Genomic DNA, 13,374 nt, shown 5'->3' on the forward strand with positions numbered 1-13,374 from the left:
TTGACAACACCTTGTCAAAATGACAAGGTGTTGTCATGAATGAGATCACGAAAGCCACCGTCCACGTCGCCGTCTACGACACGTTCTCCGACTGGGAGATCGGCTTCGCCACCGCCCACGTCAACGGGCCGTTGTGGCAGAAGAATCCCGGTCGCTACGAGGTGAAGACGGTCGGGCCGAGTCTCGAGCCGATCACCACGGCCGGCGGGTTGCGGATCCTGCCGGACCTCGCGTTGGCCGACCTGCGGCCCGAGGACAGCGCGATGCTGGTGCTGGCGGGCAACGACCTCTTCCCGACCGAGGCGTACGTGCCGTTCACCGCCAAGGCCAGGGAGTTCCTCGACGCCGGTGTGCCGGTGGCGGCGATCTGCGGAGCGACCGGTGGGCTCGCGCTGGCCGGGCTGCTGGACGACCGCGAGCACACCAGCAACGCCGCCGAGTTCCTGAACAGCCTCGGCTACGGCGGGGCACACCTGTACCGCGACGAGCCGGCGGTGACCGACCGCGACTTGATCACCGCCGCCGCCAACGCTCCGGTCGACTTCGCGCGGGCGATCTTCGAGCGCCTCGACGTCTACGAGCCGCACGTGCTCGACTCCTGGTACAAGCTGTACGGCGCCAAGGACCCGGCCGGGTTCTACGAACTGATGTCGGCCTGAGTGGATACTCCTGTGGTGAGCAATGACCAGGAACTGCTCGGTGCCGCCGCGCTGATGGCGTTCAAACTCAACGGGCAGTTCCTCGAACTGGCCGAGCACCTCGCTCGGCCGGTCGGGGTGACCGCGACGTGGTGGCAGGTCCTCGGTGCCGTGCTCCACACGCCGCTGACCGTCTCGGCCATCGCCCGCGAGATGGGCATCACCCGCCAGGCCGTCCAGCGCACCGCGGACGTGCTGGTCGGCAAAGGCCTGATGGAGTACCGCGACAACCCGGCGCATCGCCGCGCGAAACTGGTGGCCGGGACGCCGGAGGGTCTGGAGGCGATCCGGGCGATCAGTCCGCACCACGCGGTACATGCCGCCCAGTTGGCCGACCTGCTCGGCCGCTCGGAATTCGCGGCCGCGGTGGCGACGCTGACCAAGCTGTCCGAGGCGCTGGACGCTCTCGACCTCGAGCCGTGTGCCGGTTCCGCCGCGCCTGTCCCGCCGTCGGCAGTGGACTGAGCGGCTCGTCGACGGACTGACTCAGAAGTTCCGGACCAGACTCGGGGAACGTTCCCTTGACAGTCGAGCAGGGACCCATCACTCTTCGAGAGAGCGCTCTCTCATCCCGCCGGACGTCCCCTCCTGATTGGTTCCGCCCATGCAGAATTCCCGACCGGCCGGAGCGCGCTCTCCGGCGTTCCGGCGCGCGCTGACCCTGGTGTCGGCCGCGCTCCTCCTAGCCACCGCCCTCGTGGTCTCGCACCCCGGCGGCGACGCCCAGGCGAGCGGCAGAGCTCAGACTGCCGTCTCGCTGCTGTCGCAGGGCAAGCCCGCCACCAGTTCCAGCACCGAGAACGCCGGTGCTGCGGCTGCCGCGGCCGTCGACGGCAACACCGGTACGAGATGGGCCAGCGCCTTTTCCGACCCCCAGTGGTTGCAGGTCGACCTTGGTGCCTCCGCGCCGATCACGCGCGTCGTCCTGAACTGGGAAGCCGCGTACGGCAAGTCCTTCCAGATCCAGGTCTCGGACAACGGGTCCACCTGGTCCCCGATCTACACGACCACCACCGGCACCGGCGGAGTACAGGATCTCGCCGTCACCGGCACTGGTCGCTACGTCCGGATGCTCGGCACCCAGCGCGGTACGGGCTTCGGCTACTCCCTCTGGGAGTTCCAGGTGTACGGCGGTACCGACGGCGGCCCGACCGCCTGCGGTACCAACAACGTTGCTCAGGGCAAGGTTGCCACCGCGTCGTCCGCCGAGAACGCGGGTGTCCCGGCCTCCGCCGCGGTCGACGGCAACCTGGGCACCCGGTGGGCGAGCGCGTTCTCGGATCCCCAGTGGCTCCAGATCGACCTCGGCTCGACCCAGTCCATCTGTCAGGTCGTCCTCAACTGGGAAGCGGCGTACGGCAAGGCTTTCCAGGTCCAGGTGTCCGGCAACGGGTCCACCTGGACCTCGATCTACTCGACGACGACAGGCACCGGCGGCACCCAGACGCTCGATGTCACCGGCAACGGTCGCTACCTGCGCGTCAACGGAACGCAGCGCGGTACGGGGTACGGCTACTCACTGTGGGAGGTGGTCGTGCGCACGACCGACGATGGCAGCGGACCGGTCATTCCGCCGACGGATCCGCTGAACCCGGACTTCGGCCCGAACGTCGACGTCTTCACCCCGGCCACACCGCAGGTCCAGATGCAGGCGAGGCTGGACCAGGTCGCCGCGCTGCAGCACACCAACCAGTTCGGCACCGAGCGCAACGCGTTGCTCTTCAAGCCGGGCACGTACACCGCTGACGTGAACCTCGGCTTCAACACCCAGGTCGCCGGCCTCGGTCTCTCGCCGGACGACGTGAACATCAACGGCCACGTCCGGGTCGAGGCCGACTGGCTGCAGCAGGGCGACAACCCGAACAACAAGCAGAACGCCACCCAGAACTTCTGGCGATCCGCCGAGAACATGGCGGTGACCCCACCGGCCGGGCAGATCGAGCGCTGGGCCGTCGCGCAGGCGGCGCCGTACCGGCGGATGCATCTCAAGAGCGCACCCGAGATCCAGCTCTGGAGCGGCGGCGACGGCTGGGCCAGCGGTGGCCTGTTCGCCGACACCAAGATCGACAACACGGTCGTCTCCGGATCGCAGCAGCAGTGGCTGTCGCGGAACTCGGAGTTCGGCGGCTGGAACGGCTCGGTCTGGAACATGGTGTTCGTCGGCACCACCGGCGCACCGCCGCAGAACTTCCCGAACCCGTCCCACACGGTCGTCGGCACGACACCGCAGATCCGGGAGAAGCCGTTCCTGTACGTCGACGGCGCCGGCAGCTACAACGTGTTCGTCCCGGCCCTGCGGCAGAACTCGTCCGGCACCAGTTGGTCCCGCGGTCCGGCGGCGGGTTCGTCGATCTCGCTGAGCCAGTTCCTCGTCGCCAAGCCGAGCACGCCGGTCGCGACGATCAACGCGGCGCTCAGCCAGGGCAAGCACCTGTTGTTCACACCGGGGATCTACCACCTCGGCGACACCATCAAGGTGACCCAGCCGAACACCGTCGTCCTCGGCATCGGGTTGGCCACGCTGACGCCGGACACAGGCAAGACGGCGATCTCGGTCGCCGACGTGGACGGGGTCAAGCTCGGCGGTCTGCTGATCGACGCCGGACCGGTGAACTCGGCGGTGCTGGTCGAGGTCGGCCCGGCCGGCTCGACCGCGAACCACGCGGCGAACCCGACCTCGCTGCACGACGTGTTCGTCCGCATCGGCGGCGGCGCGCATCTCGGCAGGGCGACGGTCAGCGTGCAGGTGAACAGCCACAACGTGATCGGCGACCACCTGTGGCTGTGGCGCGCTGATCACGGTGACCAGGTCGCCTGGGACCTCAACACCGCGGACACGGGTCTCGTGGTCAACGGCGCCAACGTGACGATGTACGGGCTGTTCGTCGAGCACTACCAGAAGTACGAGACCATCTGGAACGGCAACGGCGGCCGCACGTACTTCTACCAGAACGAGTTCCCGTACGACGTTCCCGATCAGGCGTCCTGGTCGAGTGGCGGCGGGACCCGCGGCTGGGCGGCGTACAAGGTGGCCAACAACGTCACCAGCCATGAGGCGTGGGGCGTCGGCAGCTACTCGTTCTTCAACGTGAACCCGTCGATCGTCGTCGACCGCTCGTTCGAGGTGCCGGACACCCCGGGCGTCCGGTTCCACGGCCTCGTCTCGGTCTCGCTGGGCGGCGTCGGCACCATCGCCAACGTCATCAACAGCACCGGCGGCACCGCGAACGCCGCCACCCAGCAGCGGTACGTCGTCAACTACCCCTGACCGCTCGTCGGGTGCCCCCTGAACCTGATAGTCAGGGGGCATCCGACCAAGGGGAGACGCTGTGACTGAGAAGAAGACCGGGTACGCGCCGGTCAACGGCCTGCAGATGTACTACGAGATCCACGGCGAGGGCGGTACGCCGCTGCTCCTCCTGCACGGCGGGTTGTTCAACATCGACCTGCAGTTCGGCCAGGTGCTGCCGAGCCTGGCCGAGACCCGCCAGGTCATCGCCGCCGACTTCCAGGGGCACGGCCGGACCAACGACCTCGACCGGCCGCTGGGGACCGAGGCGCTGGCCTCCGACGTCGTCGGCCTGCTGCAACACCTGGACGTGCCGCAGGTCGACGTCTTCGGTTTCAGTGTGGGCGGCGCCGTCGCGCTGCACCTGGCGATCCGGAACCCGGAGCTGATCCGCAAGGCGATCATCTCGTCGGTGTCGTACCACCCGGACGGCGACCGGCCGGAGAACGCGGCGGTGGGGGAGATGAAGGTCGAGATGATCGCCGGCACGCCGATGGAGGCGGAGTACCTGGCGAAGTCGCCGCACCCGGACCTCGAACACCTGCAGGGCCTGCTCGACAAGCTCGGCGGCTACGACCGCGGTGCGAACGGCTGGTCCGACGACGACATCCGCGGGATCGCGGCACCGACGCTGTACACCGTCGGCGACAACGACGCGGTGAAGCTCGAGCACGCGGTGAAGTTCGCCCAGTTGCGCGGCAGCGACGTCAACGGCGACTTCGTCGGTGTGCCGGCCTCCCAGCTGGCGGTGTTCCCCGGCACGACCCACTTCTTCGGCATGGCCCGCACCGACCTGGTCCGCGACGTCGTGCTGACCTTCCTGGATGCGCCGATGCCCGAACCCACCGAGGAGAGCTAGGCCTCAAGAGCTAGGCCGCGGCCAGCGCCTTCCGGATCCGCTTGTCGGAGACCGGGTACGGGGTACCGATGGTCTGAGCGAACAGGCTGATCCGGAGTTCCTCGAGCATCCAGCGCACCTCGAGGAGCTCCGGGCTCGGGTACTTGCCGGTCGGAACGGCCTTGAGGCGTTTCTGGTACTCGTCGGTCAGCATGTGGACGACCGCCATGCCGGAGCGGTCCCGCATCGCGTTGGCGCCGATCTTGTCCAGCCGCTGCTCGATCCCGCGCAGATAGCGGACGAGATCGGGCAGCCGCTTCGCCCCGGTCTCGGTGATGAACCCGCGGTGCACCAGACCTTCCAGCTGACCCCGTACGTCGGACAGCGCCGCGAGCAGGGCCGGGCTCGACGAGCGGGAGATCTGCTTGTCCACCGTGCGGGCATGGGTGAGCACCTGCTCGACCTGCTGCAGGATCGTCAGCACCGTGTCGGCGAGATCCGACCGGACGGCGTCGCGGAGGAACGAGAAGGCGGTGAGGTTCCAGACCGGGCCGCCGGCAGCCGCCATCAGTTGGTCGACGGCGGCGGAGATCGCGTCGTCCAGCAGGTCGCCGACGTTGCGGTGCGGGCCGGCCATCAGGGTCATCTTCTGCTGGTTGGTCAGGTTGCGCTGCACCACGTCGATGACCGACGGCATCGTCAGCAGCAACAGCCGGCGGGTGCCGTTCCACATCGCCGCGGCCTGGTCGCGTTCGGTCTCCTGCAGGCGGATCGCCACGCTCTTGCCCTCGTCGACCAGGGCCGGGTAGCCCGCCACGGTCAGGCCGTTGCGGTGCTCGGAGAAGCTGCGCGGCAGGTCGCCGAAGGTCCAGTCGGTCAGCCCGGAGCGCTCCAGTCCGCTGACCGCCTTCGACGCGACCTGCGAGATCGCGGCCGTTGTCCTGGGCTTCAACCGCTGCTTCAGCGCGGCAAGATCCTTGCCCTCGGCCACCGTCTTGCCCTTGTCGTCGACGACCCGGAACGTCATCCGCAGGTGCTCGGGCACCCGGGTCCAGTCCCAGTCGGCCGGCTCGATGACGACGTCGCGAAGGTTCCGCAGCTCGCGGGCCAGCGCGTCGATCAGCGGCCCGGACGACGGGTCCAGCTGGGGGAGCACCTGCCGGGCGTGGTCCGGCGCCGGCACGATGTTGCGCCGGATCGCCTTCGGCAACGACTTGATCAGGGTGGTGACGAGTTCCTCGCGGAAGCCGGGCACGCTCCACTCGAACCCGTCGGCGGTGACCTGGTTCAGCACCAGCAGCGGCAGATGCACGGTGACACCGTCGGCGTCGGTCCCCGGCTCGAAAGCGTAGGTAAGGTCGAAGGTCATCCCGTTCTGCGTCCAGGTGAGCGGGAACTCCTCCTCCCGAACCTCCGCGCCCTCACGGACCACCAGGGACCGCTCGAAGTCGAGCAGGTCGGGGTCGCGCTGCCGGGCCTTCTTCCACCAGGTGTCGAAGTGGCGTCCGGTGACGACGTCCGGGCCGAGCCGCTCGTCGTAGAAGGCGAACAGGGTCTCGTCGTCGACCAGCAGGTCGCGGCGCCGGGTGCGCTCCTCGAGCTCCTCGACCTCCTCGATCAGCTTGCGGTTCTCGTGGAAGAACTTGTGGTGGGTGTCCCAGTCGCCTTCCACCAGCGCGTGCCGGATGAACAGCGCGCGGGACACCTCCTGGTCCACCGAGCCGTAGTTGATCTTGCGCCGGGCAACGATCGGTACGCCGTACAGGGTGACCTTCTCGTACGCCATCACGGCGCCGGCCTTGCGTTCCCAGTGCGGCTCGGAGTAGCTGCGCTTGATCAGGTGCTGGGCGATGTCCTCGGCCCACTCGGGCTCGATCTTCGCGTTCACCCGGGCCCACAGCCGCGACGTCTCGACCAGTTCGGCGGCCATCACGAACTGCGGCGGCTTCTTGAACAGGCCCGAGCCCGGGAAGATCGCGAACTTGGTGCCGCGGGCACCGAGGTACTGGTGCTGGTTCGCGGGGTCCTTCATGCCCAGGTGGGAGAGCAGGCCGGACATCAGCGAGACGTGCACGCGCTGCGGGTCGGCGGCTTCGCCCGAGTTGAGGGTGACACCGATCTGGGTGGCGACCTGGCGGAGCTGGGCGAAGATGTCCTGCCATTCGCGGACGCGCAGATAGTTGAGGTACTCGCTGCGGCACATCCGGCGGAACTGGTTGCCGGACAGGTCCTTCTGCTGCTTCTTCAGGTAGTTCCACAGGTTGAGGAAGCCGAGGAAGTCCGAGTTCGGGTCGCGGAACCGGGCGTGCGCCTGGGTGGCCTGCGCCTCGGCGTCGGTCGGGCGCTCGCGCGGGTCCTGGATCGACAGGGCGGACGCGATCACCATCACCTCGCGGACGCAGCCGTGCTTGTCCGCCTCGACGATCATCCGGGCCAGCCGCGGGTCGAGCGGGATCTGCGCCAACTGCCTGCCGACCGGGGTCAGCCGGCGGGAGCGGTCCGACGCCTTGGCCGAGTCGATCGCGCCGAGCTCGGTGAGCAGTTGCAGGCCGTCGGTGATGCTGCGCTTGTCCGGCTCGTCGATGAACGGGAACGCGGCGATGTCACCGAGGCCGATCGAGGTCATCTGCAGGATCACCGAGGCGAGGTTGGTGCGCAGGATCTCGGGGTCGGTGAACTCGGGCCGGCTCTCGAAGTGCTCCTCGGAGTACAGGCGGATGCAGATGCCGTCGCTGGTCCGGCCGCAGCGGCCCATGCGCTGGTTGGCGCTGGCCTGGGAGACCGGTTCGATCGGCAGGTGCTGCACCTTCGTGCGGTGCGAGTAGCGGCTGACGCGCGCTGTTCCCGGGTCGATCACGTACTTGATGCCGGGGACGGTCAGCGAGGTCTCCGCGACGTTCGTGGCGAGCACGATCCGGCGGCTGGAGCCGTGGGACTGGAAGACGCGGTGCTGCTCGGCGTTCGAGAGTCGCGCGTAGAGCGGGAGGATCTCGGTGTTGCGGAGGTTGCTGTCGCTGAGCGCGTCGGCGGTGTCGCGGATCTCGCGCTCACCGCTGAGGAACACCAGTACGTCGCCCGGCGCCTCGTGCGCGAGTTCGTCGACGGCGTCCAGGATCGCCTGGGTCTGGTCGCGATCGAGCGTGCTCGGGTCGTCCGGGTCGTTGATCGGGCGGTAGCGGGTCTCGACCGGATAGGTGCGGCCGGAGACCTCGACGATCGGTGCGGGGTGGCCCTTGGCGTCGGCGAAGTGCTCGGCGAAGCGCTCGGGGTCGATCGTCGCGGAGGTGATGATCACCTTGAGGTCGGGGCGGCGGGGGAGCAGTTGCCTGAGGTAACCGAGGATGAAGTCGATGTTCAAGCTGCGCTCGTGCGCCTCGTCGATGATGAGCGTGTCGTACCGGCTGAGGTCGCGGTCGCGCTGCAGTTCGGCGAGCAGGATGCCGTCGGTCATCAGCTTCACCAGAGAGCGGTCGCTGACCTTGTCGGTGAAGCGGACCGCGTAACCGATCGTCTCGCCGAGCTCGGTACCGAGTTCTTCGGCGATCCGCTCGGCGACCGTTCTGGCGGCGAGCCGGCGGGGCTGGGTGTGGCCGATCATGCCTTGGACGCCGCGGCCGAGCTCGAGGCAGATCTTCGGGATCTGGGTGGTCTTGCCGGATCCGGTCTCACCGGCGATCACGACGACCTGGTGGTCGCGGATCGCCGCGGCGATGTCGTCCTTGAGCTGACTGACCGGCAGCTCTTCTGGGTACGTGATCTCGGGTACTGCGAGGCGCCGCTGCTCGACCCGGCGCTCGGCCTGCTCGATCCGGGACGAGATGTCGGAGAGCGCGCTCTCCCGCTTCGCTTCCTCTCGCAACCCCCGTAGCCGCTCCAGACGGCGCCCGAGTTGCTCCCGGTCAGCCCCTATCAACCCGTCCAGCCGACCCGCCAACGCGGCAACGTCGCCGCTGCCCGCCTCACCGCGCCGCGTGGCGCCGGCCTTTTGGTCCGTGGAGTCGGCGGAGCCGACGGCCGGCTTCTTGCGGCGACGTCTGGGGCGGCGGGGGCGTGCGGGGTCCTGGGCGGGACCGGTGGCTGGGGTGGGACTCTGCGAATCGGTCCGGGCATCAGGCATGGCACCGATCAGTTTAGGCGGCCCACCCCAGCCGCTCACCCCGATTTACCAGAACCGCCCCGCAAGCCTCCGAAAGGCGGCGGGCAGGTCGGTCTTGACGTCAGTCGCGCGGCGTCTTGACCTTGACCGCGAGCACGGGCACCGGGGACTCGAGCAGGACGCGCTGGGCGGTACTGCCGAGGATGAGCTTGCCGACGGGGCTGCGGCGGCGCAGGCCGAGCACGATCAGCTCGACGTCGCTCGCCTCGGCCGCGCGAAGCAGTTCGTGGGCGACGTCGCCGGTGCCGATCGCCTGCTGGATCGTCACCGAGACCCCGCGTTCCCGCAGCCGGGCCTCGGCCGCGTCGAGCTCGGCCTGGTCCGCGTACCGGGGGTCGGGGTGACCGTCATCGCGATGCGTGTTCAGCAGCAGCACGGAGCCACCGCGCAGTTCGGCCTCGGCGGCGGCGGCATCCAGCGCGGCCTCGCCCTCGGCAGTTGGCACGTAGCCGACCAGGATCATCACGAGGTCCACTCTCCCACGGTCGGGTGTCTGGCGATCCCCGACGTGTTGCGCGGTGTGGCTGGACAGCTCAGCTCTCGCCGAGTTGGTTCCGCAGGATCTTCCCCGTCGCGTTGCGCGGAAGGTCCGCCACCAGGACGACCTTCCGCGGCGCTTTGTACCGCGCGAGGTTGGCGCGGACGTGCTCGATCAGTTCGTCCTCCGTCACCTCAGCAGCCGGTACTACGTACGCCACCAGCCGCTGGCCGAACTCCTCGTCGGGCACGCCGACCACGACGGCTTCCACAACGGCCGGGTGGCTCATCAGACAGTCCTCGACCTCGACCGGGTACACGTTCTCGCCGCCCGACACGATCATGTCGTCCTCGCGGCCGTCCACGAACAACCGGCCGGACCCGTCGAGGTGCCCGAGGTCGCCGGTGCTCATCCGGCCGTCGACCACGGTCTTGCTGCTGCCGTCGGAGTATCCGCCGAAGACGAGACCGCCGCCCGCGAAGATCCGGCCGGTCTCCCCGACGGGCAGTGGCTGGTCGTTCGGATCGAGGATCCGGACCGAACTGCCCAGACAGGGCCGGCCGACCGTCCCCGGCGCCGCGAGGAGATCGGCTGAGGTGGCGATCGTGGCGATGCCGATCTCACTGGACCCGTAGGCGTCGCACAGCACCGGCCCGAACTGCCCGATGAACCTCTGCGCCAACGCCGGTCCGAGCGCCGAAGCGCCCGAGATCACCGCCCGCAGCGACCCGAGGTCGTACTTCGCGATCTCTTCCGGCCCGAGGTCGAGCATCCGCTGAAGCATCACCGGCACCGCGACGATCGACCCGGCCCGGGTCCGATCCACCGCGGCGAGCACCTCCGCCGCGTCGAACCGCCGCGCAAGGACCAGGGGCGACCCGAGGAACAACGCCAGCATCGAGTTGAGCAACCCGAGGCCGTGGAACAACGGCGGACAGATCACCATCGGCTCCCCGGCCCGCAACCCGATCCGGTTCAACGTACTGGCCGTCAGACCCGCCAATCCGACAGCGGTAGGCGTCCGCGGCGCCGCCTTGGGTGCTCCGGTGGTCCCCGAGGTCAGGATCGTGATGTGCCCCGCCTGCCGCGGCTTCGGCGCCTCAGGCGCGGTGGACTCGGCAAGGTGATCGAGCGCGGTGACGGTAGGAAGGTCGGCGGCTGCGGCCGTGAACTCTTCGTCCATGACCAGCAGGTCCGGTTTGTGGCGTTCCAGGACTGTCTTCAGTTGAGGTGCGGCGAACTCCGTGTTGACGAACAGCACGTCGGCGCCGAGGCGGGAGGCAGCGAGGGTCGCCTCCAGGAAGCCTCGGTGGTTCCTGCAGAGGATGGCGACCTTGCTGGTGTCGCCGATTCCGTGGTCGGCATGCATGGCCGCGGCGATCCGCGAGCAGCGGCGATCGAGTTCGCGGTACGTGATCGTGCCGCGCTCGTCGATGACGGCCGGCTGGTCGGGGTACCGGATCGCCGCGATCACCCCTAGCGCGGCCATCGACTGGCCCCACTGCCGTAGCGCGCGCTCGATCGGGACCAGGTGGGACGGCCGGGCCGATCTCCACACGCCGGACCTGATCAGCGCGACCGAGACACCACCGGCCTCGGCCGCTCCCCGCACCAGCCAGTCGGGCGGCCGCATCGGCCCGATCGGGCGCGGGCCTCTCACGGCTCGTCCTTCCGCGGCCGGTTCGTCCGCCGGAAGTACTGCCGGAAGAGCAGATCGGTCGGCACCCGGAAAAGGTTGCCCAGAGCATCGGCCGGACGCACGAGCGGCGGGGTGATGTTGTTCGGCCGGTCCGCCACCGCCGTGCAGACCATGTCGGCTGCCTGCGCCGGACTCAGGCCCGGCATCTGGTTCAGGAGCGGCGTCGGCTCGCTCATGCGAGTGTGAACCAACCCCATGTAGACGGTCGAGGCCGTCACCCCGTCGTCCCGGATCTCCTGCGCCACGCATCGCAGCCACACGTCGAACGCACCCTTGGACGCCAGATACGCCGACCATCGAGCCAGCGGCGGAGTGCGAACCCCCGCGGTCGACACGTTCACGATGTGCCCCGACCTGCGCTCGCGCATGGACGGCAGCAACTCCAGCACCAGCTTGGCCGGGCCGAGATAGTTGACCGAGTTGGTCCGCTCGATGTCGTGGAACCGCTGGTAGGAATCGGCGACGGACCGCCGGATCGACTTGCCCGCGTTGCTCACCAGGACGTCGACGTGACCGTGCTCGGCCAGCACCTTGGCCACCATCGCCTCGATCGCGGCCGGCTCGGCCAGATTCGCCGGGTAGGCGAACGCCTTGCCGCCGGCCGCCCGGATCTCCTCGGCGACGATCTCCAACTGATCGGCCGTCCGCGCCACCAGGAGGACCGTCGCACCCGCCCGCGCCAGCCGCTTCGCCGTCGCCTCACCGATCCCGTACGACGAGCCGGTCACCAGCACGACCTTGTCCCGCACGGCCGCGGCGAGCCGGTCGTCGGGGATCCTGGTCCGCCCGTTGGTCAACGCGACGAGCAGAGGCCAGCCGATCGGGCGCTTCCCAGTCTCCATGGCTCGACATTACCGGCTGGTAGCCATTCTGGGCAGCCTCAATCGTCTGCAGGACGGTAATCTCGGTGAAGTCCTCCAGCCGTGCAGTGCGAGCACCGGAGTGCCCTCGCTATGACTGACGTGATGCAGCGTCATCGTGAAGCCCTTTCAGCAGTGCCGATCCAGCTGCCGGCAGTTGTAACAAAGGCCTCTGACAGTTTTCGTCCCCTCGCCTAGGCTCGCCCCATGACACGTCGAACCTCAACGCCGCCCGTGCCCGCCGCCGCCGTACTGCGTACTCGGCTGGATCGTGCTCGCCAGGCCGCGGCCGGCACCGGACTGCTGATCGCGCCGGGCTCCGACCTGCGCTATCTGCTCGGCCAGGAAGGCAGTTCGTTCGAGCGGCTGACCACGCTCGTCATCCCTGCCGACGGAGCGCCCGCGCTCGTGGTGCCGAAGCTCGAGGCGCCCGGATTCTCGGCGGTGCCGATGAGTGACCTCGGCGTGGACGTGATCACCTGGGTCGACGGCGACGACCCGTACCTGCTGGTCGCCGACCGGCTCGGCAAGCCCGATCGCCTCGCGGTGAGCGACTTCACCCCGGCGTTGCATGTGCTCGCGATCCGGGACGCTCTGCCTGCCGCCGAGCAGGTGCTGGCCGGCCCGATCGTTCGCGAGTTGCGGATGCGGAAGGACGCGGCCGAGGTCGAGGCATTGCGGCAGGCCGGGGCGGCGATCGACCGGGTCCACGCGCGCGTCGGCGAGTGGCTTCGGGCCGGCCGGACCGAGGCGGAGGTCGGCGCGGACATCGCCGCCGCGATCGTCGAAGAAGGCCATGCCGCGGCGGACTTCGTCATCGTCGGCAGCGGCCCCAACTCGGCCAGCCCGCACCACTCGCTGTCGGACCGCGTGATCGAGGCGGGCGACATGGTGGTCGTGGACATCGGTGGCCCGGTCGCCGAGGGCTACAACTCGGACTCCACCCGGACCTACGCGGTCGGCGAACCACGCGACGCCGATGCCGTGACGACGTACGAGGTACTGCGGCTGGCCCAGCAGGCGGCGGTCGACGCCGTACGGCCGGGTGTCACCGCGGAGTCAGTGGACGCGGCTGCGCGGGAGGTCATCACCGAGGCCGGATTCGGTGAGTTCTTCATCCACCGGACCGGCCACGGGATCGGGCTGGACGTTCATGAGCACCCGTACATCGTCAGCGGTAACAAGCTGGTCCTCGAGCCGGGCATGGCGTTCAGCATCGAGCCGGGCATCTACCAGGCAGGCCGCTGGGGAGCCCGGATCGAGGACATCGTGATCGTCACCGACACCGGTGTGGAGTCGGTCAACCAGCGTCCGCACGAGCTGGCCATCCTGCCCGGCTGAGCTCCTGCCTGGCTG

At 68.9% G+C, this 13,374-nt stretch carries 9 protein-coding genes; 5 read left to right on the plus strand and 4 right to left on the minus strand.

Annotation, left to right across the window (positions count from 1 at the left end):
* Positions 1-35 precede the first annotated feature (35 nt).
* The 4 genes from ABD255_RS11260 (at position 36) to ABD255_RS11275 (ending at position 4,846) form a co-directional block, all read left to right on the plus strand.
* Entirely contained in the window at positions 36-659 is a 624-nt protein-coding gene (locus ABD255_RS11260; protein WP_344212685.1) for a DJ-1/PfpI family protein, read from the plus strand.
* A 15-nt stretch (positions 660-674) separates the two neighbouring features.
* The gene (locus tag ABD255_RS11265) at positions 675-1,163 is read left to right on the plus strand and encodes a MarR family winged helix-turn-helix transcriptional regulator (RefSeq protein WP_344212687.1); all 489 of its coding nucleotides are present in this window, start codon (positions 675-677) and stop codon (positions 1,161-1,163) included.
* Positions 1,164-1,302: 139 nt separating this feature from the next.
* Entirely contained in the window at positions 1,303-3,966 is a 2,664-nt protein-coding gene (locus ABD255_RS11270) for a discoidin domain-containing protein (RefSeq protein WP_344212689.1), read from the plus strand.
* A gap of 61 nt (positions 3,967-4,027) precedes the next feature.
* A complete protein-coding gene (locus ABD255_RS11275; protein WP_344212691.1) occupies positions 4,028-4,846 on the plus strand; it encodes an alpha/beta fold hydrolase in 819 nt (272 codons plus the stop codon).
* A gap of 10 nt (positions 4,847-4,856) precedes the next feature.
* On the opposite strand, the gene hrpA is transcribed toward ABD255_RS11275, so the two are convergent.
* The 4 genes from hrpA to ABD255_RS11295 form a co-directional block, all read right to left on the minus strand.
* Complete coding sequence (hrpA, locus tag ABD255_RS11280; RefSeq protein ID WP_344212693.1) at positions 4,857-8,942, minus strand: ATP-dependent RNA helicase HrpA; 4,086 nt, start codon at positions 8,940-8,942, stop codon at positions 4,857-4,859.
* A gap of 100 nt (positions 8,943-9,042) precedes the next feature.
* Positions 9,043-9,444 (minus strand): universal stress protein, encoded by a 402-nt coding sequence (locus ABD255_RS11285; protein ID WP_425554413.1) that lies wholly within the window; start codon positions 9,442-9,444, stop codon positions 9,043-9,045.
* A gap of 70 nt (positions 9,445-9,514) precedes the next feature.
* Positions 9,515-11,119 carry an AMP-binding protein gene (locus ABD255_RS11290; RefSeq protein ID WP_344212696.1) on the minus strand — a complete coding sequence of 535 codons (1,605 nt, stop codon included), beginning with the start codon at positions 11,117-11,119 and terminating at the stop codon, positions 9,515-9,517.
* A complete protein-coding gene (locus ABD255_RS11295; protein WP_344212698.1) occupies positions 11,116-12,000 on the minus strand; it encodes an SDR family NAD(P)-dependent oxidoreductase in 885 nt (294 codons plus the stop codon). The genes ABD255_RS11290 and ABD255_RS11295 overlap by 4 nt, the downstream gene beginning before the upstream one ends.
* A gap of 225 nt (positions 12,001-12,225) precedes the next feature.
* Here ABD255_RS11295 and ABD255_RS11300 point away from each other — a divergent pair, with 225 nt between their 5' ends.
* On the plus strand, positions 12,226-13,359 hold the full coding sequence (locus ABD255_RS11300) for a M24 family metallopeptidase (protein WP_344212700.1): 1,134 nt from the start codon (positions 12,226-12,228) through the stop codon (positions 13,357-13,359).
* The last annotated feature ends 15 nt before the right edge of the window (positions 13,360-13,374 follow it).

Origin of the sequence: Kribbella sancticallisti, from assembly GCF_039530625.1 — a bacterium.
In the GTDB taxonomy this organism is placed as follows: Bacteria; Actinomycetota; Actinomycetes; order Propionibacteriales; family Kribbellaceae; genus Kribbella; species Kribbella sancticallisti.